Raw genomic sequence first — 23757 nt, 5'->3', positions numbered from 1 at the left:
TTATTTTTACTAGGTATTAAACCAAAATCACAGTCTCCTTGTTCTCTGCATAAATCACAACAATTATAGAAGTGGAATTATGACAAGAGAAGAAATTCAAGAATTAATTAATAGCGACTTTCATGTGCTGAAAGAAGGAATTGCTATAAAAGTAGATGGGGAGATCATAGATTATATCCAGCAGCTGGATGAGAAGGATAGCCCGGTGTATGTATTAAAGGATTTATTGGATTGGTCAGACGATGAGCTACAACAACTACAACCCGCAGCCCTTTAAGCTTCCAGATTGGATGTATAATCTTTTGGGGTTGTTGCTGACTGTAGCATTGATCTGGGCGGTACAGCAAGGTATAATTGACAAAGTCTAAAGAGATTGCATAATAGCAATCTCTTTATTTTAGTTTAAAGGTTGGATGATTCTATAGCGAAATGATGCGATTTACATGTATAGTTTGTAGGAAGGTTTCATCATGACTAATGACTAGTAATGTTCCATTGTAATGTTTGAGCGCAGAACTAAGAATATCTAAATTTTGAATATCTAGGTTATTCGTTGGTTCATCCAAGATAATTATATCTGGTGCTACCGTACGAATAGAAAGACAGCATAGCAAAAGTCTCATTTTTTCACCTCCACTCAGTAATTCGGTATTTGTATCCCATTTTTCTTTTGAAAATAAAAATCTGGAAAGACGCGATTTTATTTCGTGTTCTTGAAGCGCAGAACTGTTATAGGCCTGTGCCTGTTGAAATACAGTGAGGTTATTCTTTAACAAGGAATAATCTTGATCTATATACAGAGAGGTAGTATCTGCTCGCTGAAGTTGTCCTGTGAATGGCTTTAGATTCACCAAGAGTAAGTTTATTAAGGTAGTTTTGCCTGAGCCGTTTTTTCCTTTTATGGCAATTCGTTCTCCACTTACAATTTGAAAAGAAAGACTTTCTTTCCACAGTGGCTTATCTTGATAGCGGAAGTTAATTTCAGTAGCTGAAAATAGAATCTTACCCTTATGCAGTTCGGAAACATCAAAGCCAAGCTTAATTCTATCCTGGAGTGGAAATACGGATTGCAGCTCATGAAGCTTCTGGGATATTCCATCAATTCTTTCGGCATGTATACCCTTTAATTTGGAAGTGCTATTCTCTGCTTTGTTGCGCAGGGTATTCATCATAATGCGAGCAACGCCAGATTTTTGCATTTTTTCTTTTCCTCTGGTATCGAGCTTCTGTTGCCTTTGTAAGGTTTCCTTTTCCTTCAATTTAGCTTTACGCAACTCTTTTTGTTTATGCTGAATATCTTTCTGCAGCGCATTAAGGCCTATATGTTTCTGTTCCTTGTAAAAATCATAATTACCTCCATAGACTTCTAGGCCACTCGATGTTAGTTCGCAAATGTTGGGCAATAGATTAAGGAGTTTTCTATCGTGACTCACGACCAGCAGACTGGAATTTGTCGTTTGAATAAAATTATAAAGGAGTTCTCGGCTATATCCATCAAGATGATTACTAGGTTCATCCAATAGAATGATCTGAGGAGAATGGATAAGGATACCTGCTAAAAAGACTTTGGTTTTTTCTCCTCCACTTAACTCGCCTAATCTTGTATTAAGGTTTAGATATTGTAAACCCCAATATGCTAAAGCTTCGTTGCAGCGTTCCTCGATGTTCCAATCGTTGTCCAGCCAGTTGTAATATTTTTCGTCTGTAGTCCCCTTTAGAATTTCCGATAGGGCTGTGATTTTTTTATCTACTTCTAAGGCTTGCGCAATAGTCCAATCATTAAATTGCCCATATATTTGAGGGATATAATATAGATTTCCTTCGATATAACGTTCCCCAGAGGTAGGCTCGAGTTGATTCGCTATAATTTTAAGCAATGTAGATTTTCCTACACCGTTGTTACCCAATAGCGCTACCTTTTCACCCTTATTAAGGGAAAAGTGAATGTTGTCAAAAAGTGTGGTGCCACCAAATGGTGTATATGAAATGTATTGTAGAGTGACCATAATTCCTTCTTTTAAAATTAAACCATGCGCACATCGTATCAGAAATACGGATGTCGGTATTTGTTTAGCGAAAAGAAATAAGGTATTACATACTGTATATATTATGGTCTTTGGTTTCAAAGATAAAAAAATAATATGAACTGTAAATAATAGGAATTTTGAATTACGAATAACGAGATACGAATTACAATTCTTGAAGTGGAGGCTTGTGATGAGGTTGTAATATATAGTCCTACCGAATCAACGTACGGAATTTCTAATTCTCAATTGTCCATGTTCAATTTTCCATTGGCAATTATTTTATCCCTTCCTCGATTTGGATACACAATGGCAGAATATGGCTACAGTGATTGTTGTTTTAATAAGGAATTTTGTTGTATTACTTTTAAATACTATAAAATTATGGGTACAAAAGAAACAAAAGTGGCCCTTGTGACGGGTGCTAATACTGGGATTGGTTTTCAAATAGCTAAAGCTTTGGCGGAGAATAATTATGTCGTGTACATAGGTTCGCGGGATAGTGCGAAAGGCGAAAAAGCGGCATTGGAAATCGGTAGAAATGCAAGAGCATTGCAATTGGATATAACGGATAGCTTGTCTGTTGAAGCTGCAGTAGCTCAAATACAAAAGGAGCAGGGATATTTGTCTTTATTGGTTAATAATGCAGGTATTTCGAATATAGGCAAGAATGGACAGTCGATGGAGGAAATTCTAAATTCACAACGCGCCAGCAATGCTTCTATAGAGGAAATGAAAGCGGTATGGAATACCAATGTTTTTAGTACGCTGGCTGTGACACAACGCTTTTTGCCGTTATTAAGAAGTGCAGATAATGCACGGATAGTGGTCGTATCGAGTGCGCTGGGATCAATGACCTTAAATGCGGATGTCACACATCCTTATCGTGCACATTTTGATGTGGTTTATGGTGCTTCTAAAGCAGCACTAAATGCGGTGTTTTTGTCTTTGGCCATAGAGCTGGAGCAGACAAATATTAAGGTGAACATGGTAAGTCCAGGTTTTACGGCTACGGCACTTAACAATTTTCAAGGGACAGATACAGTGGAGGAAGGCTCCCGTGAACCTATTCGTGTAGCATTGTCTGAAGATTTGCCTTCTGGAATATTTACAGGGCCAGGCGACTTTTCACAGAGACAGAATGTAATTCCTTGGTAATCTTACAATCATTTTAAAACCTATGGTCTATATCTTTCCATAGGTTTTTGTATTTTTTACTATGAAAAACAAAAAAGAACATCTTATCCGCTTTCGTTCCATATCAGAAAGCCATAAAGCTTTTGGTCTACCAAAGCCCAATCATCCCTTGATAAGTTTGGTTCATTTTAATGATGAGTATACTTTCAAACCTGAAATGGCTCCTGTCTATGATATACTTAATTTTTATAAAATTACTTTTATCACAAAGAATAGTGGAAAGTTAAGGTATGGACAAAACTATTATGATTTCAATGAAGGGAGCATGATGTTTTTAGCACCGAACCAATTGGTAGGGGGGACAGAATACAATAGTGAAACGCACGCTTATATTTTGCTTATACATCCTGATTTTCTGATGGGCTATCCTTTGGCACAAAAGATTAAACAGTACACGTATTTCTCTTATTCTTTTAATGAGGCTTTGCACTTGTCGGATTCGGAAAAGGAGACTATTCTCTCTATTTATCACATTATGGATAAGGAAATAAATAATAGAGTAGATGTGTTTAGTCAAGAGGTTATTATCGCGCAAATAGAACTATTGCTTAGTTATGTCAATCGATTTTATCAGCGCCAGTTTATCACGCGAAAGGCGGCAAATAAGGATGTGCTTCAAAATCTGGAAGCTCTTTTGGATGATTATTTTAATGGTGATAAGCCATTGCGTGAAGGTATACCTTCGGTACAGTTTGTCTCCGAAAAATTGAATATTTCTGCTGGATACCTCAGTGATGTGCTCCGCTCGTTAATGAATCAAAATACCCAGCAATATATTCATCAGAAATTAATTGAAAAGGCGAAAGAAAAGCTTTCCACGACACATTCTACAGTAAGTGAAATAGCCTATGAATTGGGATTTGAACATTCTCAATCTTTTAATAAGCTATTCAAACGTAAAACGCAGCAAACACCATTGGAGTTTAGAGCTGCTTTTGATTATCATTCGAAATAATGCCGATTTTTAATTATCAATTGTTAATTATTAATGGTTAATTATTAATTTTCAATTGTTGATTATCCAAACCGTAACATAGTGGAGCTCATCGAAGATAAACTCATCGCTGTACCGTATCGGTACAAAGGCTAACTTTTCCTGCTATTGCCGATCTGCTAAGGCGATATTTTCATATTTGTAAGGATGATGTTTGTATTCAAATATATAAATCAATGAGTTTAAAAAATTGTATAATACATACAATTTATCCAAATGTCGCCTAACAAACTTTTGCGAAAATGTAGGAAGGAAGAAACTTTGTTGCAAAAGTTTTAAGCGACGAGTTTTAGCTCCACTGAGCTCGGCTATTAGCTTTCGGTTTGCGTCCTTTTGACAAGACAAAAGGACGAGCCCCTCGCGGCTCGAGCGAGAGTACAACGAGTTAATAGATATTTCACTGCGCTCAATATGACGGTGATAAAAAGAAGTTATTAGCAAGAGTGAATGATTTGTTCTTTTTACTTTTTAAGATATTTCACTGCGTTCAATATGACGGTGCTTGGGTTGCAGGAGAGTAGAAGATTAATTATCCATTAACTATTAACAATTATTCATCAATCATTAACAATTAACCATTCTCCATTAACCATTCCCTTGCAATCGATTACGTAAATATTTGTAATCAAATTGTTATAAAGTCATTATCAACTTCTATTTTTATTATTAATTAATGCAATCGGTTGCAATTATAAGTATTGAATTATTACTTTATTGCGTAACTGTTTTTATTCCTCATAATAGGGGTAAAAGATTATTGCGTATTAAAAGATTTAACCAATTAGATTTTTGTCTATCTAGAAAACATTTATACATAATAAACAGTGTTTCTGTTCATTTTATTTGGCTTAACTATTATCTCTTGATAGTGTTGTGCTATTCATTATGACAGGGGCTGATAACAATTTTAAACTCTACCTTATGAAAAAAACAAAACAAAACCATTATGTATTAAGGATATCCTTATTCCTTTTTCTGGTGATGTTCATTCCTAATCTTCTTTTGGCGCAGCGGGTCTTGCGTGGTAAAGTGGTTAGTGAAGACGGTACACCATTATCGAATGCGAGCATTCAGGTAAAAAATCAAGCTACCAGTACGTCAAGTGGTGCTGATGGCTCTTTTTCTATTAATCTTCCATCGGGAAGATCTACGCTTACGGTTTCTTACATTGGATTTATCAGTCAAGATGTGGCCGTAGGAGAAAATCAAAATAGCATCACCGTGACTTTATTATCTGAGACGACTTCGTTGGAAGATGTAGTCGTGGTAGGTTATGGTACACAACGTGCAGAGGCCGTGACGGGGTCGGTTTCCTCTATTCGTGGTGATGCCTTGCGTGAAGTGCCTTCGGCGAATATTTCACAGGCTTTGCAAGGTCGTCTTCCTGGGGTGGAGTTGACACAAACTTCTTCTCAACCAGGTGCTGTCATGCAGATAAGAATTAGAGGTTCTCGCTCGCTGTCGGCAAGTAATGATCCGTTAATTGTGTTGGATGGAATTCCATTTCCAGGCTCTTTAGCTGATATCAATCCAAATGATATCAAAAGTATAGATGTTCTAAAAGATGCTTCGGCTACAGCAATTTATGGTTCAAGAGGTGCTAACGGAGTCATCTTAGTGACTACGGACAAAGGCAGTGCGGGACAACAGGCACGTTTCAATTACAATGGTTTCGCTGGGGTGCGCGATTTGTTTGCGCGGTATCCGATGATGAATGGTCCAGAGTTCGCGGCATTGCGTAAAGCGGCTGGTCAATATTCGAATTCATTGGATGAGTCGGATGATACGGATACAGATTGGCAAGATCTATTGTATACGAAGGGCTTAATGAATAGCCATGATGTAGGTGTCAATGGAAGTACACAAGGCGGTGTATATTCTTTCAATGCTGGATATTTAAACGATAAAGGTGTTATCCCTACACAAGAATTCAAACGATATGCTATTCGCGGAAGTTTAGATCAAAGCATTGGACAGTATGTTCGTGTAGGTTTTACGACGAATAATAATTTTAGCATCAACCAAGGTGGTAATGTGGGCGTATATGGCATATTGAGTATGTCTCCATTAGCAAATCCATACAATGAGGATGGTACTTGGAAAAGAACGATTAGAATGCCTCTGGATGAGCCTTGGTCATATTCTAGAGATGTAGTTAATGATTTAAAAGACCTTTGGTTAAGTCAAAATAGAGCTTATGGTACATACAATACTTTATATGGGGAGCTAAGTATCCCAGGAATTGAGGGGCTTAAATACCGTGCGAATTTGGGTTTGAATTACCGTCAAAATAATAGCGGAAGTTATACAGCGAGTGGTATTAACAGTACCAATCCCGAGACAGTTTCTACGGCTTCTATAGGCAATGGAATGACTACAGATTGGGCTATTGAAAATATCCTTACTTACGACCGTGTATTTGCGGAGAAGCACAACTTTAATGTGGTAGCTCTTTATTCGGCTTCAGAAAACCGTTTTAATGATTCTCGTGTGAATGCACGTGATATTCCAGCTGATGCATTTCAGTTCTATAATCTAGGTCAGGCAGCGGGAGAGATTACAGTAAATCCAAATGAACAAAACTACCGTGTCAGCGGCTTGATGTCGGTGATGGGTAGGGTCATGTACTCGTACGATAACCGTTATATGTTGTCTGCTACCTTACGTTCGGATGGTTCTTCGCGCTTAGCGAAAGGTCATCAATGGCATACCTATCCAGCGGTATCTGCAGGTTGGAATATCGGCAATGAGTCTTTCATGAAAGATACGGACTGGGTAAATATGCTGAAGGTGCGTGTGGGCTATGGTCAAACTTCGAATCAGTCGGTAGCACCATATGCTACGTTGGGAAGATTGAGTACTCGTCCTTACAATTTTGGAGATGAATATTCTACGGGATATTATGTGACGGAATTGCCTAATCCTTCTTTGGGATGGGAATACTCAGAGACTGTTAATTATGGTTTGGATTTCGGATTATTTAACAGCCGTCTATCAGGTACAATCGAGTATTATTCGACACAGACGAAAGATTTGCTGTTGGGTGTAGGCTTACCAGCTACTTCAGGTGTAAGCAGTTATACGGCGAATGTAGGGCAGACACAGAATAAAGGTATTGAGTTGTCACTAAATGGTGTCATTCTGGATAATAAGAATGGCTGGACGTGGGAAGCTGGATTAAATCTTTATGGCAATAGAAATAAATTAGTAGCCTTGGCTTCGGGTGCTACACGTGACGAAGGTAACTGGTGGTTTGTAGGACATCCTATTGATGTCATCTATGACTATCAAAAAATTGGGCTTTGGCAAGAGGGTGATCCGCATTTAAGTGTTTTAGAACCAGGAGGTAATGTGGGTATGATTAAAGTTAAATATACAGGTGATTACAATGCGGATGGTACACCAGCACGTGCTATTGGAGCGGATGATAGACAGATCATGAGCATTGAACCAAAATTCCAAGGCGGATTCAATACGCGTGTGGCTTACAAAGGTTTTGATTTGTCGACAGTGGCAGCCTTCAAGAGCGGAGGTACGCTAATTAGTACCTTGTATTCTTCTTCGGGTTATTTGAATATGATGAGTGGCCGTCGTAACAACGTACAGGTTGATTATTGGACGCCAGAAAATACTGACGCTAAATATCCTAAACCAGGGGGCATCATGAGTGGTGACAATCCAAAATATGGTAGTACACTCGGTTATTTTGATGCCTCTTATTTAAAAATCCGGACGATCTCATTGGGATATAATCTGGATAATAATCAGTGGATAAAAGATATGGGTGTAAATAGATTGAGAATGTATTTCACTGCGCAGAATCCATTTGTGCTATTCTCTCCGTATAAGGATGAATCAGGTATGGATCCTGAAACGAATTCTTATGGTAATGAGAATGCGGCTGTAGCGTATTCACAAAATTTGAGAAGATTATTAACAATTGGTACGAATGCTCCAGCTACGCGCAGCTATATACTGGGTATTAATTTAACATTCTAAAAGATAACGAAATGAAATATATACGTACAAAAACAATATTAGGTGCAGCATTATTGATGCTTAGTGCAGCAAGTTGTACACATATTTTGGATGAACAGCCGCGTAGTATTTACGAGCCGGGATTCTTTAAGACCGAAAAGGGGGTACATGGCGGTTTGACTTCGATGTATGCACACTTGAGATATATTTATGGTCAGGCGTATTTCTACAATACCACACTAACGGGTACGGATGAGGTGACTTGGGGACAAAGTGCTGACGGAAACTTCAAGGACATGGATTTGTCGGGTGTAGGTGAGATCACGCCGTCAACCAGTAGAGCGGATGTATTGTGGGGAACAGCTTTCTCTAATATCAATACAGCAAGTGGTATTATTGAGAATGCCAGTGATGTGGGAGTATCGGATGCATTAATAGCAGAAGCTCGATTTTTTAGAGCATTTGACTATTTCAAGTTGGTGCAAACGTTCGGTGGGGTGCCTTTGGATTTGGGAGCAGGTGTATTGAAATTTAATACCAGTCCAGTAAGAACTTCGGTACGTAATACCGTGCCTGAAGTGTATACGCAAGGTATTTTCCCTGATTTAGTGCAAGCGATAAATGATTTGCCCGTGACGCCACGTGTCACAGGTGGAGCGACACAAACCTTAGCGCGCTTGTATTTAGCAAAAGCTTATCTCACTTATGCTTGGTGGCTAGAGAACCCGAATAATATTCCTACTTATCCACAAGCTGATCGTGTTGATCCGGATGGACATAATGCACAATGGTATTACCAAAAAGCTTATGATATCGCGGTACAAGCTATTGACAACCCAGGTCCTTTTGGTTTACAGCCTACATTTTATGATGTGAATCTTGGTCCTAATGACCGCAACAACGAGATATTGTTGTATGCTGACCATACAGAAAGTAGCGAATTTTACAATGGTAGTAGCTTGACCTATGCCAATGGTGGTGCTCCAGATAACTTTGCGGGTTGGATGATGACTTGGAACTATACGGATATCCGAAGCGGAACGAATCCTGATGGTTCAGGTCCTGTAAGTTCGGTTCAGCGTGAAGCAGCGCAACATTTGGGAAGACCTTGGACGCGTATGGCACCGACAATTGGCGCTATTACCAATACATTTGCCGATAAAACAAATGATTCCCGATATGATGGTACTTTCGTAACCGTATATCGCGGCAATTGGCCAAAAGGAGGGGTTAATAATGCGACTTTGTATAATGCCAACAATCTTCCTGTAACCCCTGGCGCTCCCATATTATCTTTCTTAAATGAAGAGCCTGCTACAGCAATTACTTATCCAAGTGGAGCTGGAAGTAGCAATATAGGCGCGGGTACACTTCCTGGAAGAGCAGATTACGTAGTGGGTCCTCAAGGTATAAGTAGAATAGTTTATCCAGGCCTTTGGAAGTTGGGTCCTTACCGTACGGACAATGGAACAGGTCTAGGTCAGCCGAATGCAGCCAGTACAAGACCATATAATATTGCTAAATTCTCTGAATTGTATTTTGTAGCCGCTGAAGCTGCAGTAAAAGGTGCAAATGTGCAAGCAGGCAAATCGGCGAGAGACCTTATCAATGTGATACGGGCAAGAGCAGGTAAATGGAAATGGAGCAATAGTGGCAATGCAGCAAAAGTAGAAGATAATAGTGCTACTTTGGTGAGTCAGACTCCTGCTACTATTACGATCAACTATATCTTAGCCGAACGTTCACGTGAATATTTTGGGGAAGGGTATCGTTGGTATGACCTTGTGCGTACGCAGAAATGGACTGAATTAGCTTCATCATATAGAATCGCAGGGGTCGCAAAAGGTGATCATAATGCGGTGACAGTTAATCGTACAATATTACCACATCATTACCTTCGTCCCATTCCACAAGGACAGATCGAATCTATGCTGATGTCCGACGAAGAGAAAAAGAGTTATCAGAATCCTGGTTACTAATTCTGCTAACAGTATCAATACAGATACAGCCCAAACTAACCCTATTGTCTAGCTGTATCTGAATGAAAATGCCCTTTATCCAAAAGATAAAGGGCATTTGCTTTTGCAAGTGCAAAAAAAGTTAAGATTTCAAACTTGATTTTCTTACAATCAAGTCTGTGTTTAAAACTACTGTATTGGTTAAATTAAGATTACCATTTCCAGTAAAATGATTAAGCAATATGCGCGCAACTGTTTCGCCCATTTCTACACCCGGATAATTGATAGTGGTAATAGGAGGCTCCGTGACTTTGGAGATAATATCATTGTTAAATCCTACCACAGCAATATCTTGTGGAATGCTAAAACCATGATGGCGAAGGGTGGTTATGGCTACCGCAGCTGAAGAATCGCTTGTGAGAAAAATCCCATCAGGCACATTCTGTTTTTTTACGATTTCATCTTCTATATAGTTCACAATAGCGCTTTCGGTCATGTCGTTAATCACAAATAGTTCTTCCTTAAAAGCGATGGAATAATCTATTAAAGCCTTTTTATATCCCTCAAAACGATCACGATAAACATTTCTGTGCATGTCATTGGTGATATGGAAAATCTTTTTACAACCTTGTTCAATAAGATGTTGTGTCGCTGTATAACCTGCTCTGAAATTATCAATAACAACTTTGGTAGAAGGAAGTTCTTCGGCTATACGATCAAAGAACAGTAAAGGAATTCCTTTATCTATAAATTTTTTAAAATGGCTGTAATCTCGGGTGCCGTTACTTAGGGAAACAATTAATCCATCTACACGGCTATTATACATCGTCAAGGCGTTGTTTTTTTCTTTTTTTTCGGATTCCAACGATTGGCTGATAATTAAATTATAGCCTGCATTATTAGCCACTTTCTCGATACCGGCGATTACAGAAGACATAAAAAGACTATCTAATCTTGGGATAATTACCCCAATCGTGTTGGTTGTTTTCTTACGGAGATTACTAGCGAATTTGTTGGTTTGGTAGCCCATGTCATGGGCAGTTTTCAAAATTTTGTTTTTAGTCTTTGTATTGATTGCAGGATGATTACTTAAACCTCTACTCACCGTAGAAGGCGAGATATTAAGTGCTTTAGCAATATCGTATATGGTTATCTCTTTGTTTTCCATATTTAGGTTGTTTCATATATAAATATAACAAATGCAATTTGATATTGCAATCGGTTGCAATTTATTTAAAGTATTAGTTATACTTTTTTAAAGTAGTTGCTATTTGAAAGGAAAAGTCTATGCTTACCAAATTGTGAAGAAGTTCTATGTAGCACATGATAAGAATTGACTGAAGATAGAGACAAAGAAGAGGCTTAATCTGAAAAAATCCTTATTTCTTTGTTTTATGATAATTCAATATACAAGTGGATAATAAACCTACTGTATATTTTATAAAAGCAAACAAATTATAGACTAAATAAAATTTCATTTCCGCATGAATAAGAATTCTTGGACGCATTTGAAGATCCCTACACTAACTACCTTTTACATCTACCTTATTTTTGGAGGTTTCTTGCTTTCTCAAGTACATCAATTAAAAGCACAGGAGCGCATTGCGCCAGCTTATCCACTTATTACACACAATCCTAACTTCAGTATTTGGTCTATGACCGACCAATTGAACGGATCGGTTACAAAACATTGGACGGATGCAGAGCATTCTTTATTGGGAGTCGTAGAGGTGGACGGACAGTTATACCGTTTTATGGGCAAAGAGCCTGCTTATTATACTTCCGTTTTACATACGGCTGAAGAGAAAGAATTTGAAATAGATTATACGCTGAGTGCACCTCAAGGAGATTGGAAAGATTTATCGTATGATGCAAAAGATTGGAAGAAAGGTACTGCGCCTATAGGGGATAATGGTGACTACAGAACGAAATGGACTTCGGACCAAATATGGGTACGTCGCATGTTTACTGTGGAGAATCCAAATAGTATTAATGAGTTGTTTCTGAAACTGAATCATGACGATAATGTAGAAGTCTTTTTAAATGGAAAGTCTGTTTACCGGAAGAATGGTTGGACCAATAGTTTTACTTATATCCCGTTAAATAAAGCGGATTTAAGAAAAGGAAATAACAGTATTGCTATTGCTTTAAAAAATACGGCTGGAGGCAGATATCTGGATTTTGGATTGGTGGACAAACCTAAAGAGAAAGGTCCTAGCATGCAGGAAGCTATTCAACAGAATGTCCAAATAACTGCTACCAGTACAATTTATAATTTTAAGGCAGGGGCAGTGGATTTGAAGGTGACCTTTACATCGCCATTATTGATGGACGATTTGAATTTGTTAGCAAGACCTATTTCCTATATTACGTATAGTTTAAAATCTAATGACAGCAAATCGCATAAAGCCAAAGTTCTTTTGTCTGCTTCCTCGAATATCGCGGTATATAGGCCGAGTCAAGAAGTCGAAGCTAAGCAGTACACTACCAATAGTTTGAATATACTGAAGGTAGGGACAGTAGAACAGCCCTTCTTACAAAAAGCTGCAGATGATATGCGTATTGATTGGGGGTATTTCTATGTGGCTACTCAAAAGAGGGATAAAGCTATACAATATATTTCTTCAGGTGCAGAGGCTTTAGCTGATTTCCGTCAGGGAAATACGAAGAGTGCTTCGGTATTAAAAGGAAAAACGTTAGCATTGAATACAGTGTTACCTTTTGATCAGGTAACAAAGAGTGAAACCAGCAAGTTCATCAAGTTGGGTTATGATGAGATCTGGGCAATTCAATATTTTAAACAAAATCTTAGACCGTATTGGAATAATGCGGGAAATGAAGTGTTCGATACACAATTGGAGAAAGCTGCACAAGAGTACAAATCCGTAATGGCCAGATGTGCTGCTTTTGATAAAGAAATGTACGTTGAAGCTTTGAAAGCTGGTGGAGAAAAATATGCCCACCTTAATGTCCTGTCTTATCGACAAAGTATTGCTGCACATACATTGGTGAAAAGTCCTGACAATGAATTGCTATGGTTGTCCAAAGAAAACAATAGCGGTGGGTTTATCAATACCGTGGATGTGACTTATCCTTCGGCACCTTTGTACTTGTTGTATAATCCAGAACTATTAAAAGGCATGCTCACTGGTATTTTTTATTTCACGGAAAGTGGTCAATATCCTTATCCTTGGGCTGCACATGATTTAGGAACATATCCTTTAGCGAATGGACAGACTTACGGTGAACCCATGCCTGTAGAAGAATCTGGTAATATGGTCATTCTGACAGCAGCAATCAGCAAAGTGCAAAACGATTTAAGTTATGCCAAAAAGCACTGGAAGACGTTGACCATGTGGACAGACTATCTGGTAAAAGAAGGTTTTGATCCGAAAACACAATTGTGTACGGATGATTTTGCGGGTCATCTTGCACGTAATGTAAATTTATCAGTGAAAGCCATCGTTGGAATAGCCTGTTATGCGCAGATGGCCGAAGCGTTAGGAGAGAAAGAGACGGCTCGAAAATATAAAGCTATAGCCAAAGAGATGGTTCAGAATTGGGTCAAAATGGCGAATGCTGGAGATCATTATGCTTTGACTTTTGACAACAAAAATACCTGGAGCTTGAAATACAATTTGGTGTGGGATAAAGTGTTAAGTTTGGATTTGTTTCCACAAGAAGTTTACGACAAAGAGATGAAGTATTATTTGACCAAACAAATGAAGTTTGGTGTGCCACTGGATAATAGAAGTGCTTTTACGAAGAATGATTGGATCATGTGGACAGCGGCATTCGCTCCACAAAAAGAACAGTTTGACGCATTAGTTGATAGCGTGTATTTCCATGCAATGAATGGACCTACTAGGGTTCCGCTAAATGATTTTTATAACGGTGAGACTGGTGTGCGAGAAAATTTTAAAGCAAGGAGCGTAGTGGGCGGATTTTTTATGAAAACGCTAGCTGAGCGAATGAAAAATAAGTGAGATTTATAATGGTTGTTTAAATATATAATAAATGTAAATGTTTGTGTAAAAGAGCTTGATGTATATCAAGCTCTTTTCATTTTTTCTTAGATATTTCTTGATTTCAGTTCTTTGTTCAAAAGACTTATATTAATAAGAACAGGAAGAAAAGTTATAGGTAGAGTAAACATAGGTAAAAGTGTGGCAAAAGATACTTTTGTAGTTGACTTATTGACTAAAATGTAGATCAATACAGCTGCAATCACTATAAACCCAATGCCAAAGGCAATACTTAATCCTTTAAATTGTGCTTTCTTCTTAAGTAAATCTTCATTGGACAAATCCTTATAAATGTTTTTGCTCATCGTTCGTGTTTTTAGGTTTTAATTTGGGTTTATGTAAAAAAAATAATAATTCTTGATTATAATCCATCAATCTCTTTAATAAATTCCTCTACAATATCTTCTGGTGTAGCCCAAGAAGTGATAATTCGAATAGCGGAATTATTGTCGTCTATATTTTTCCAAACGTAAAAATCATAGCGCTTAGAGAATTTTTCAATTACTGCTAAAGGAAGTATAGGGAAAATCTGATTTGTTGTGGATTCAGTAAGAAAGGAGAATCTTCTCTTAGAAAAAGCCGAAGCAATTTTCTGCGCCATGGAATTGGCATGTTTAGCTAATTTGAAATACAGATCGTCTGTAAATAATTCTAAAAATTGAATTCCTAGAAGTCTGCCTTTTGCCAAGAGTGCTCCTTTTTGTTTTAACACATAATCAAAGTCATCTGCTAGTGGTGGTTTATTAAAAACCACTGCTTCCCCTAATAATGCTCCATTTTTAGTACCCCCGATATAAAAAACATCCGTATGAGATGCTATATCAGCTAAAGTAAGGTCATTATTGGCTGCAGTAAGAGCATGACCTAAGCGTGCTCCATCCATATAAAGCAAGAGATTATGTTGTTGACAAAAAGTATACAGTTCTTCTAATTCTTCTTTTTGGTAGATAGTACCTATTTCTGTAGAATTAGAAATATATACAATACGAGGTTTTACAACATGAGGACGCAATGTATAACCATTCAATACTGTAGTAATAGAATCTGGACTGAGTTTTCCATCTGCAGTATCAACAGTAATAACACGATGCCCTGTAGCCTCAATCGCACCCGTTTCATTGGCGAAAATATGACCAGTCTGTGCGCTAATAACGGCTTCGTGACCACGCAACAAAGAAGATATCACAATAAGATTAGACTGGGTTCCGCCAGAAAGAAAGAAAATTGACGCTTTGGGATTAAGAAGTTTTGACCTTAATAGCTCTTTCGCTTGAATAGAATATTCATCCTCACCGTACCCATTTTGTTGGATGAGATTCGTTTCGATGAGTTTCTGTAGGATATTAGGATGTGCTCCTTCGGCATAATCGTTTTTAAAACTATACATTTTTCTTTTCAAGTAGAGTTGTCAGCGCTAATTTACATTTTCATTCTATTTAAAGCTGGTATTTATTTGATAAAATGAACAAAAAAAGCAGAATTTTATGATTCTGCTTTCTACTTTTATTCTTTGGCTCTTTCATATTGCGGTAGCCATTTGATATCTGCTCCTAAATCTTTAGCAAATTGCTTAGTCAAATGCGGATTCTGTAGAAATCCTCTCGCTATAAATATCAAATCCGCTTTTCCTTCTTCTAATATTAGTTCGGCTTGTGTAGCTTTTTTAATTAATCCTACCGCTCCTGTGATTATACCCGTCTCCTTTTTGATTCTTTCAGCAAAAGGGACTTGATAATTTTCCATCACGGGTATTTGCTGATGACGTACACAGCCGCCGCTTGAAACATCCATTACTTCGACACCTAAATTTTTAACCAAATGCGCTAAACGTACGGATTCTTCAATATCCCATCCTCCTTCAGCCCAGTCTGTGGCAGATATACGCAGCCAAAGCGATTGATTCACCAATACCGAATTTATAGCTTCAATAATTTCGATTAGGAAACGAATTCGATTTTCGAAAGAACCCCCATATGCATCGGTTCGCTGATTAGACAATGGAGACAGAAATTGATGGATTAAGTAGCCGTGTGCCGCATGAATTTCTATAATATCATATCCAGCTTCTACTGCTCTTTTTGCCGCTTCTTTAAAAGCTTCGACGAGCTGTTTTATCTCGCTAATAGATAATTCAACTGGAGGAACATCTGATTCATTAAATGGAATAGGAGATGGCGCAACCGTCTGCCATCCATTGGGATGAATAGGAGGAAACTGGCTTCTCGAGAACCAAGGCTTATCTGTCGATGCTTTACGCCCTGCATGAGCGAGTTGGACTCCAATAGCTGATCCCTGTTCATGTACAAAATCCACTATTTGCTTCAGTGCGGGTATATGTTCATCTTTCCAAATGCCCAGATCACCGTAAGATATTCTACCTTCAGGAACAACAGCAGTAGCTTCTTGAATTATGGTGCCCACTTGTCCAATAGCAAACTGTCCCAGATGAACTAAATGCCAATGATTAGCAAAGCCATCTTCAGCACTATATTGGCACATCGGAGAGACTACCAATCTATTATTTAAAGTATGTTTTTCTAATTGTAAAGGATTAAATACAATACTCATAGTTTTCTTTTTTTACGAATTTAAGGGAATACAAATTAGGACAAGAAGTGTTCCTAGTTCCTTTACCTCTAAATGACTTTATTCTACATTCACTTTACAATGGGGTGCATGAAGGACTGGAAAATTACATGAATTCGCTATAAAACATAGTTTATTCGCTTCCTTATGTAAAGATAAAGCTAGTTCTAGCTGTGACGCATCTTGGATAATTACTTGAGGATTTATTTGTACTTCAACAATCTTTCCAGAACCATCAGCGTAAGTTTCTAATATAGCTTGAGCTTGATCATTATACTGCAAAACTTCAACATTATTTTTAGCACAAACATAAAGATAGGACATCATATGGCAAGACATCAAACTGCTCAACAGCAGGTCTTCTGGATTATGTAGTTCAGGATCCCCTTTGAAAACTTTTGCTGCAGATACAGAAAGTACTTCTTTTCCTTCAATCGAAATGGTATGCGATTTACGATAAATACTTTTAGTATCTACTAGTGCAGAATCTATTTTTTCCCAAGAGAGTGTAGCTTTAAATGTATGCTTATGAATCATAACCTAAAAGTAATAATCTTCTAGCAGTGTAAGGAATAGATAAATTTTATGTCAAAAAAATATAGCTGGACTTCCACAAGGAAAAACCAGCTATTTAAAAAAATGAAAGACGTTAGGATGAAGTTTCCAACTACTCATTAGGTATGTTGACCATCATGTTTTCCTTCCGCAAATTCTTCGACTATTTTTCTATTAAAAGCAGGTAAATCATCAGGTGTTCTACTTGTAACTAAACCTTGATCAGTTACCACTTCACTATCTTCCCATAAGGCTTGTGCATTGATTAGATCTTTTTTGATAGCGGCAACAGAAGTAATTTTTCTGCCTTCAACTACTTCAGCGTCAATTAATACTTGAGGACCATGACAAATAGCTGCTACAGGTTTGCCTGCTGAAAAAAACTCACGTACAAAGCTTAAAGCTTTATCATTGACACGTAATTTGTCAGGGTTGATAACACCTCCTGGAATTAATAAACCGTCATAATTGGTAACTTGAGCTTCTGATAAATTGATATCTACAGGATAATCTTGATCCCAATCATCACCTTTTTTAGAACGCACGGTATTTTCTTTTGGTGAAATAATGTCAACTTGTGCCCCAGCTTCTTCTAAAGCTTCTTTAGGACTCGTTAACTCAATTTGTTCAAAACCATCTTCTGTTAGTATCGCAATTCGTTTTCCTTCTAGTTTTCCCATAACTTTTTATTTATAATGTTTTTGATTGTTGTTAAAATAGAACAATAGACAATGTAAATAGTTCGTTATGCAAGCGTAAGTTTATAGGAAAATTCCTGTATTTGAGTAATATAAATTGTATTTTTAAGTTATATCGATTATAACATATATTCACAATTCTATCTATGCAAAATTTAAAAATTCTATCTATTTTACTGGCCTTTTTAGCTTGCTCTTTCCTTAGCCAGGCTCAAGAAACTAAGTATAAAACACTTTCGAACATTAGTTATACTAAACAAACTGATAGCTACAGCAAAGAGCGGTGTAAATTAGATGTGTATTATCCAGAAAATAAAAAAGATTTCATTACTGTAATATGGTTTCATGGGGGGGGCTTGACTGGTGGAAATAAAGAGATACCGAATTATTTAAAAGAGAAAAATATTGCTGTGGTGGGTGTGGGCTATCGCTTTTCACCTCAAGCTAAAGTCGCGGATATTATTGAAGATGCTGCTGATGCGGTCATATGGACTTTTGATAATATACAGCAAATGGGAGGAAGTAAAAAGAAGGTTGTTGTGGCAGGTTATTCTGCAGGAGCTTATCTTACTTTAATGCTGGGATTAAATCAACAATATTTGAATAAAAGAGGTTTAGATCCAAAAGATTTATTTGGTTTGGTATCGTTTAGCGCGCAGACTATTACACATTTTACAGCGCGAAAGGAAAAAGGTCTAGAAGAATTACATCCTACGATAGACGAACTAGCTCCGCTATATTGGGTGAGAAAAGATATTCCCAGATTATTGTTGTTGACAGGTGGTCGCGATTTGGAAATGATGGGACGTTATGAAGAGAATGCCTACTTGTTGAGAATGCTCAAATTACATGGGAATACAGATGTGGAATTATATGAATTGGAAGGTTATGGGCATAACATGGATTATCCAGCCTATCCACTACTAATTAATGTGCTAGATAAGTGGTCTAAGTAGTTATTTTAAAAAATTTATTTAAAAGTCGAATAGTAATATTCGGCTTTTACTATTATTCCAAGCTTTAAAAAGGAACATTTTTCGTAAGCAATTGTTAGATTCTTAAAACAGAAAGGATTGAGAATGGGAATACAACAATCAACTACAAACAACACATTACTTTCAGCTCCTAAGCATTTATCGAGAAATAAGCGAATACCTAAAATTCTGGAAAATCAAATTCTAACGGCTTTAGCGCATTATCCAGAATTAAAAAATACCAATATCCGATTTGTCTTTACCCGAAAGTTGAAATCTTCTATTATGGCTGCACGGCCTGTAGTCCAGACTTTGCTTGGTCCACGACATCAAAGAACTTACGAGATTCTGATTAAGCCTGTCTTTAAATTGAGACATAGTATACAACCAATACATCGGGTTTCCGATGAAGTCTTGATTGGATGGATAGGTCATGAACTGGGACATATCATGGACTATGAACAAAGAACTACATTAAGAGTAGCGAAATTTGGCTTATTATATTGGCTTTCCAAACGATATATCCGCAAGGCGGAACGTGTAGCAGATACCTTTGCAGTGAATCGTGGAATGGGGTCATACATTCTGGCTACCAAGGATTACATTTTGAGTCATGCCGAATTGCCTCAGAAATACAAAGACAAAATAGCAAGATTATATTTATCTCCCGATGATATAGTGGAATTGGTTGCTAAATTGGAAGAGAAAAACTCCACAGAGAAACAAGAAGAGCTTATTAAAGAAGAAACCGATATAGTGGAAGAAATCAATACCGAAAGTAATTCCTAGCACTATATCGGCTTGTAGCTCATTATAGAGTTTTAATATAATTTTCGAATTCCTCGAAGTCTTCTTCTTTCATTACGCGAGGAATTTTTGTTTGCCCACCTAATTTTTTGAAATTTTCACTCCAACTGTAGAAGTGTGTGACAGGAATAACGTTGACCTGCACATCATCCAACGCTTGATGTCTAGCCACCTTATAATTTTTATTGTTTTCCTGTAGTTCTAGATCTAAAAACTCTTTTATTTCAGCAGAATTTTGAACTTGATCTGCTCCTAAGTACCAACGATTAATATTCTTATCGCCGTCTTTTATCGATGCCACCGTAAATTCACTGATATGCAGGTTGAATTTTTCTTCTAGCTTTTGGATAGCATTATTCATTTGATGTACAGAAAGCTGTTCACCCACCACATTTAGAAAATGCTTGGTACGTCCGCTGATAATGATTTCTGCGCGTTCTTTGTCCGTAAACATGACCGTATCGCCAATCATATAACGCCAAGCTCCCGATACCGTTGAGATCAAAAGGACATATTCCACACCTTCTTCCACTTGATCGACAGTAAGCACCTGGGCATTCTGTTTTACACAACCATTATCATCCATGTTGTCTTCCGAGAAAGGAACGAACTCAAAGAACACACCATTGTCCACGATGAGTGCCATCCCACTCGTATCGGGTCTTTTTTGAGTAGCTAGATATCCTTCGGAAGCCAAATAAGTATCGATGTAAATCATAGGTTGTGCAAAGAGTTTTTCAAAACTTTTGCGATAAGGCCCAAAGGCAACACCACCTGTGGTGTACACACGAAGATTCGGCCAAATATCATGAATCGTTTCTACTTTGTTGAATTTTATAATTTCTTTCAGTAGAATTTCTGACCAAGAAGGAATTCCAGTCATGCTGCCAATGTCCCAATTTTTAGCGGCTCTAACTATTTTGCTTACACGTTCATCCCATTCTTTGCTGTTCGCAATTTGCCGTCCAGGCTTATAAAATTTTCTAAACCACAACGGAATATTAGCGGCAGAAATACCACTGATCTCTCCTTCTAAAAATCCATTGTTTTGACGCAATTGGGTGCTGCTTCCCAACATCATAATATCTTTTTCGAAGAAATCTGCGGGTAAATCAAAGTTTTTCAGCGAGAGAATCTGCTGGATACCAGATTTTTTAATTGATTCCAGCATATCATCAGTCACGGGAATAGCCTTGCTGTTACTTGTCGTTCCGCTACTTAATGCAAAATATCGCTGTCCACCAGGCCAAGTAATATTTTCATGTCCTTCGTGTAGATAATGCCACCATTCTTCGTGAATCTTGTCATAATCATAGATTGGAACTTGCTCCTGGAATGCTTTGATGGGATCCGCTTCCAAAAGAATATTCTCAAAATTGTATTTTCTGCCGAAAGCTGTGTTTTTTGCCTTTTGCAGCAAAGAAATTAAAACTTCTTGTTGTGCTTTAATAGGTTCTGGATCTGAACTAATAATCCCAGTAACACCAATTGCTCGTTTTATAATCTCACCAATGATTGCCATAAATAGTTTGTTTTTACCGTAGAACAATCAAATCTGAGCTCGGTTGAATTCTATAACATTATTGAGAAGCTAAAAAAACAAGAGTACAATAAGCATGATCAGCCTACCCAATAGAATTATACTCAAGGGTAAGACAAAGAACCAAATCAAAGCTTCGTATTGTCTCTTAGTCATCCAATGTAAAAACTTGGGTTTTCTCATCTTGTTGATTCTTACTAACTGAACAAAACAACCGTCATGCTGTTCTTTTAAAAATGGAATTCTTAAACTTTTAATACATTTAAAATGAATAGAACAGCAAAAGCACATTGGTCAGGTACACTCAAAGAAGGAAAGGGAAACCTGACCACCGCAAGTGAAATTTTAAATCAAACCAATTATAGCTTCAAAACACGTTTCGATGGCGGAGAAGCAGGAACCAATCCAGAAGAGTTATTAGCGGCAGCGCATGCAGGATGTTTTACTATGGCAATCAGTTTGGCTCTTACCGAAAAAGGTTTTAATCCAACTTCTTTGGATACGGAAGCAACAGTTTCTATGGATAACAAAGGAATTACGGCAGTTCATCTATCTATAGTAGGGGATGTGTCTAATTTAGAATCTGAAGAGTTTGACAGTATTGTTAAGAATGCAGAACAAAACTGTTTTGTCTCTAAAATCCTGAGTATTCCGATAACTTCGGAATCTCAGCTCGTTTAAATATGCTATTAGCAACATACAAGCTAAGGTCAGTTGTATGTTGCTAATTAACTTATAGAATTTCGAATTTCTCATCAAATTGATAATATTCATTATTCAAGGTAACACCAATTGTTACTTTACCTTTCTGAAAGGTATTTGGAATAATAAATTTTATTAAATCTTGTTCTCTTTGGATATTGTAATTAATGGATATTTCTCCGACGTGCACACTACTTGCTTGATGTACACCTTTTCCTTTTATGGTAATAAGTTGACCTTGATATCCCATCTTCGGAAAAAAGTCATATATAGTATAGCCTAAACTTGTAATTTCAAAAGATTGCGGAAAGTATGCACCTCCAATACCTTCATACCCAACACCGATTTTATATCTTCCCTTTTTCCCTGCTAAATTTTCAACGGTCAATTTTCCTTCCTCTTCACAAGCATACTCTTGCATTAGATCCCCGTCATTTAAATTGATATAGTATTTTTCACCTTTGATAAAACTTCCTGTTAGATGAATTTTTTCACCTATGTAGAACTCTTCTTGAGTAGGTTTATTCATTTTGAGACTGCGAACTTCTATAGTTGTCGGAGTTTCAATTTCATAAAATTCTGATACATATTTATATGAATAATGGCCATCTTTGAAATCTGCTATGCGAAAAGTATACTGGTCACCATATTTATAGTTTGGGATAATTGAAAATGTTCCCAAATAATGATATTCAAAATCCTTGTATTCAAAATCATAACCTTTGATTGAGAATGTTGATCTAGGATGTATTGCTTTTTTATCGAATACAATTTGGCTTGCTAATGGTTTATCAATACTTATTTCTTCCGGAAAACGAACTATATCTCTTCCGTTATTGTACCCTAATTTAAACGGTTTTGAATCCAAACCTCCAATTTCCATAAGCTTAATCACTTTTTTATAAGGAATTTGATGATCATTAATTAAAATTAGAAAGTCACTATTATCATCTTCAGGAAGAGCTTCCCCTGAAATAACCAATTGATCCTTAAGCTGGTAGCTTAATTTTTTAGGATTATCTAGTTTACCTAAAATTTTTACAGATGCTATTCTTCTTTCGGTTTGTCCGAATGCATCAATTTTAGACTTCAGTGTGAATTGAATTACTCTGCCGTGGTATGCATTTTTTAAATTAGCTATTTTAATATCTAACTTCTTCTTGTCCGCAGAAATGGTATAAGGAATCACCGCTTGGTGCTCTTCGGTCACTAAGATGTAATCCGTATTAATTTTAGAAAAATCACCTTCTAAGGAAATTACCTCACCAACCGTTGCAGCAGTGTTTAAATAGGGTAGAGTTATATTGTTTATAATTATGCTCGTATACTCACCTTTATAAACTCCTAATTTTGTTTTTAGATAATAATAATACCGATAATTATCACCCTCTTTCGGTTTGCTCGTTAGCTTATACGTTTTGCTAAAACTTCCTATATCCACTTTATCCGTAAGAATAATAGTTTGTTCACGCTCATAAGCGTTATTGCTCAACTTCTTCTGGAACACAAATCCATGTTCTATAACTTCAATATCATTTAATTTTTTGATTTCGCCTTTTAATATAAAAGTATCGTCTCCCGCAATGGATGCGTTTTGTGTCATAACTAATGGCGCAGCATAATTTCTTTCTATTACCACAGTTTCTTTTTTACAAGAAAGCAATACTACGATCGATAAGCAGAATAGCACACAAAAGTTTAAATATTGTCTCATAAAAC

The 23757-nt window shown here is 37.1% G+C and carries 18 protein-coding genes; 9 read left to right on the top strand and 9 right to left on the bottom strand.

The genetic code is table 11. From position 1 onward, the window contains the following. Positions 1 to 79 precede the first annotated feature (79 nt). Complete coding sequence (locus H8B04_RS02745) at positions 80 to 277, top strand: hypothetical protein (RefSeq protein WP_165289509.1); 198 nt, start codon at positions 80 to 82, stop codon at positions 275 to 277. Between the two features lie 142 nt (positions 278 to 419). Here the strand turns inward: H8B04_RS02745 and H8B04_RS02740 are convergent, their stop codons facing one another. Further along, positions 420 to 2006, bottom strand: coding sequence for an ABC-F family ATP-binding cassette domain-containing protein (locus H8B04_RS02740; protein ID WP_190301363.1), 1587 nt, complete (start codon positions 2004 to 2006; stop codon positions 420 to 422). 402 nt (positions 2007 to 2408) lie between these two features. Between H8B04_RS02740 and H8B04_RS02735 the strand changes: the two genes are divergently transcribed. The 4 genes from H8B04_RS02735 (at position 2409) to H8B04_RS02720 (ending at position 10172) form a co-directional block, all read left to right on the top strand. Further along, entirely contained in the window at positions 2409 to 3182 is a 774-nt protein-coding gene (locus H8B04_RS02735) for an SDR family NAD(P)-dependent oxidoreductase (RefSeq protein ID WP_190301362.1), read from the top strand. A gap of 61 nt (positions 3183 to 3243) precedes the next feature. Beyond that, complete coding sequence (locus H8B04_RS02730; protein WP_190301361.1) at positions 3244 to 4176, top strand: helix-turn-helix domain-containing protein; 933 nt, start codon at positions 3244 to 3246, stop codon at positions 4174 to 4176. Between the two features lie 960 nt (positions 4177 to 5136). Beyond that, on the top strand, positions 5137 to 8214 hold the full coding sequence (locus H8B04_RS02725) for a SusC/RagA family TonB-linked outer membrane protein (protein ID WP_190301360.1): 3078 nt from the start codon (positions 5137 to 5139) through the stop codon (positions 8212 to 8214). Between the two features lie 11 nt (positions 8215 to 8225). Further along, a complete protein-coding gene (locus tag H8B04_RS02720; protein WP_190301359.1) occupies positions 8226 to 10172 on the top strand; it encodes a RagB/SusD family nutrient uptake outer membrane protein in 1947 nt (648 codons plus the stop codon). Between the two features lie 121 nt (positions 10173 to 10293). Here H8B04_RS02720 and H8B04_RS02715 read toward each other — a convergent pair whose 3' ends face one another. Continuing rightward, entirely contained in the window at positions 10294 to 11319 is a 1026-nt protein-coding gene (locus H8B04_RS02715; RefSeq protein ID WP_165289519.1) for a LacI family DNA-binding transcriptional regulator, read from the bottom strand. Positions 11320 to 11635: 316 nt separating this feature from the next. On the opposite strand from H8B04_RS02715, the gene H8B04_RS02710 reads away from it, so the two are divergent. Next, positions 11636 to 14137 (top strand): glutaminase family protein, encoded by a 2502-nt coding sequence (locus tag H8B04_RS02710; protein ID WP_190301358.1) that lies wholly within the window; start codon positions 11636 to 11638, stop codon positions 14135 to 14137. Positions 14138 to 14223: 86 nt separating this feature from the next. Here the strand turns inward: H8B04_RS02710 and H8B04_RS02705 are convergent, their stop codons facing one another. The 5 genes from H8B04_RS02705 to H8B04_RS02685 all read right to left on the bottom strand — a co-directional run bounded on the left by H8B04_RS02705 (position 14224) and on the right by H8B04_RS02685 (position 17997). Then, the gene (locus H8B04_RS02705) at positions 14224 to 14481 is read right to left on the bottom strand and encodes a hypothetical protein (protein WP_190301357.1); all 258 of its coding nucleotides are present in this window, start codon (positions 14479 to 14481) and stop codon (positions 14224 to 14226) included. 56 nt (positions 14482 to 14537) lie between these two features. Then, on the bottom strand, positions 14538 to 15563 hold the full coding sequence (locus H8B04_RS02700; protein WP_190301356.1) for a threonine aldolase family protein: 1026 nt from the start codon (positions 15561 to 15563) through the stop codon (positions 14538 to 14540). 116 nt (positions 15564 to 15679) lie between these two features. Continuing rightward, positions 15680 to 16744 (bottom strand): NADH:flavin oxidoreductase/NADH oxidase, encoded by a 1065-nt coding sequence (locus H8B04_RS02695; protein WP_190301355.1) that lies wholly within the window; start codon positions 16742 to 16744, stop codon positions 15680 to 15682. Positions 16745 to 16822: 78 nt separating this feature from the next. Then, positions 16823 to 17299, bottom strand: coding sequence for an OsmC family protein (locus tag H8B04_RS02690; protein WP_190301354.1), 477 nt, complete (start codon positions 17297 to 17299; stop codon positions 16823 to 16825). A gap of 137 nt (positions 17300 to 17436) precedes the next feature. After that, positions 17437 to 17997, bottom strand: coding sequence for a type 1 glutamine amidotransferase domain-containing protein (locus tag H8B04_RS02685; RefSeq protein WP_190301353.1), 561 nt, complete (start codon positions 17995 to 17997; stop codon positions 17437 to 17439). A 164-nt stretch (positions 17998 to 18161) separates the two neighbouring features. Between H8B04_RS02685 and H8B04_RS02680 the strand changes: the two genes are divergently transcribed. Then, positions 18162 to 18971: an alpha/beta hydrolase gene (locus H8B04_RS02680; RefSeq protein ID WP_190301352.1), complete on the top strand. Its 810-nt coding sequence runs from the start codon at positions 18162 to 18164 to the stop codon at positions 18969 to 18971. A gap of 123 nt (positions 18972 to 19094) precedes the next feature. Beyond that, positions 19095 to 19778 (top strand): hypothetical protein, encoded by a 684-nt coding sequence (locus H8B04_RS02675; protein ID WP_190301351.1) that lies wholly within the window; start codon positions 19095 to 19097, stop codon positions 19776 to 19778. A 22-nt stretch (positions 19779 to 19800) separates the two neighbouring features. Here H8B04_RS02675 and H8B04_RS02670 read toward each other — a convergent pair whose 3' ends face one another. Beyond that, positions 19801 to 21318, bottom strand: a complete 1518-nt coding sequence (locus H8B04_RS02670) for a GH3 family domain-containing protein (protein ID WP_165289532.1) — start codon at positions 21316 to 21318, stop codon at positions 19801 to 19803. 285 nt (positions 21319 to 21603) lie between these two features. On the opposite strand from H8B04_RS02670, the gene H8B04_RS02665 reads away from it, so the two are divergent. Continuing rightward, positions 21604 to 22017: an OsmC family peroxiredoxin gene (locus H8B04_RS02665; protein ID WP_165289534.1), complete on the top strand. Its 414-nt coding sequence runs from the start codon at positions 21604 to 21606 to the stop codon at positions 22015 to 22017. Positions 22018 to 22069: 52 nt separating this feature from the next. Here H8B04_RS02665 and H8B04_RS02660 read toward each other — a convergent pair whose 3' ends face one another. Beyond that, a complete protein-coding gene (locus H8B04_RS02660; protein ID WP_165289536.1) occupies positions 22070 to 23752 on the bottom strand; it encodes an IPT/TIG domain-containing protein in 1683 nt (560 codons plus the stop codon). Positions 23753 to 23757 lie beyond the last annotated feature (5 nt).

The sequence above is a fragment of the Sphingobacterium litopenaei genome (assembly GCF_014692495.1).
In the GTDB taxonomy this organism is placed as follows: Bacteria; Bacteroidota; Bacteroidia; order Sphingobacteriales; family Sphingobacteriaceae; genus Sphingobacterium; species Sphingobacterium litopenaei.
The sequence above is the reverse complement of the archived record's forward strand: the minus strand, read 5'-3'. Positions and strand labels throughout refer to the sequence as shown.

What these genes read in the sequence shown, in the direction of transcription:
- H8B04_RS02745 (WP_165289509.1), top strand. Translation starts at nt 80, where the DNA reads ATGACAAGAGAAGAAATTCAAGAATTAATTAATAGCGACTTTCATGTG.
- H8B04_RS02740 (WP_190301363.1), bottom strand. Translation starts at nt 2,006, where the DNA reads ATGGTCACTCTACAATACATTTCATATACACCATTTGGTGGCACCACA.
- H8B04_RS02735 (WP_190301362.1), top strand. Translation starts at nt 2,409, where the DNA reads ATGGGTACAAAAGAAACAAAAGTGGCCCTTGTGACGGGTGCTAATACT.
- H8B04_RS02730 (WP_190301361.1), top strand. Translation starts at nt 3,244, where the DNA reads ATGAAAAACAAAAAAGAACATCTTATCCGCTTTCGTTCCATATCAGAA.
- H8B04_RS02725 (WP_190301360.1), top strand. Translation starts at nt 5,137, where the DNA reads ATGAAAAAAACAAAACAAAACCATTATGTATTAAGGATATCCTTATTC.
- H8B04_RS02720 (WP_190301359.1), top strand. Translation starts at nt 8,226, where the DNA reads ATGAAATATATACGTACAAAAACAATATTAGGTGCAGCATTATTGATG.
- H8B04_RS02715 (WP_165289519.1), bottom strand. Translation starts at nt 11,319, where the DNA reads ATGGAAAACAAAGAGATAACCATATACGATATTGCTAAAGCACTTAAT.
- H8B04_RS02710 (WP_190301358.1), top strand. Translation starts at nt 11,636, where the DNA reads ATGAATAAGAATTCTTGGACGCATTTGAAGATCCCTACACTAACTACC.
- H8B04_RS02705 (WP_190301357.1), bottom strand. Translation starts at nt 14,481, where the DNA reads ATGAGCAAAAACATTTATAAGGATTTGTCCAATGAAGATTTACTTAAG.
- H8B04_RS02700 (WP_190301356.1), bottom strand. Translation starts at nt 15,563, where the DNA reads ATGTATAGTTTTAAAAACGATTATGCCGAAGGAGCACATCCTAATATC.
- H8B04_RS02695 (WP_190301355.1), bottom strand. Translation starts at nt 16,744, where the DNA reads ATGAGTATTGTATTTAATCCTTTACAATTAGAAAAACATACTTTAAAT.
- H8B04_RS02690 (WP_190301354.1), bottom strand. Translation starts at nt 17,299, where the DNA reads ATGATTCATAAGCATACATTTAAAGCTACACTCTCTTGGGAAAAAATA.
- H8B04_RS02685 (WP_190301353.1), bottom strand. Translation starts at nt 17,997, where the DNA reads ATGGGAAAACTAGAAGGAAAACGAATTGCGATACTAACAGAAGATGGT.
- H8B04_RS02680 (WP_190301352.1), top strand. Translation starts at nt 18,162, where the DNA reads ATGCAAAATTTAAAAATTCTATCTATTTTACTGGCCTTTTTAGCTTGC.
- H8B04_RS02675 (WP_190301351.1), top strand. Translation starts at nt 19,095, where the DNA reads ATGGGAATACAACAATCAACTACAAACAACACATTACTTTCAGCTCCT.
- H8B04_RS02670 (WP_165289532.1), bottom strand. Translation starts at nt 21,318, where the DNA reads ATGGCAATCATTGGTGAGATTATAAAACGAGCAATTGGTGTTACTGGG.
- H8B04_RS02665 (WP_165289534.1), top strand. Translation starts at nt 21,604, where the DNA reads ATGAATAGAACAGCAAAAGCACATTGGTCAGGTACACTCAAAGAAGGA.
- H8B04_RS02660 (WP_165289536.1), bottom strand. Translation starts at nt 23,752, where the DNA reads ATGAGACAATATTTAAACTTTTGTGTGCTATTCTGCTTATCGATCGTA.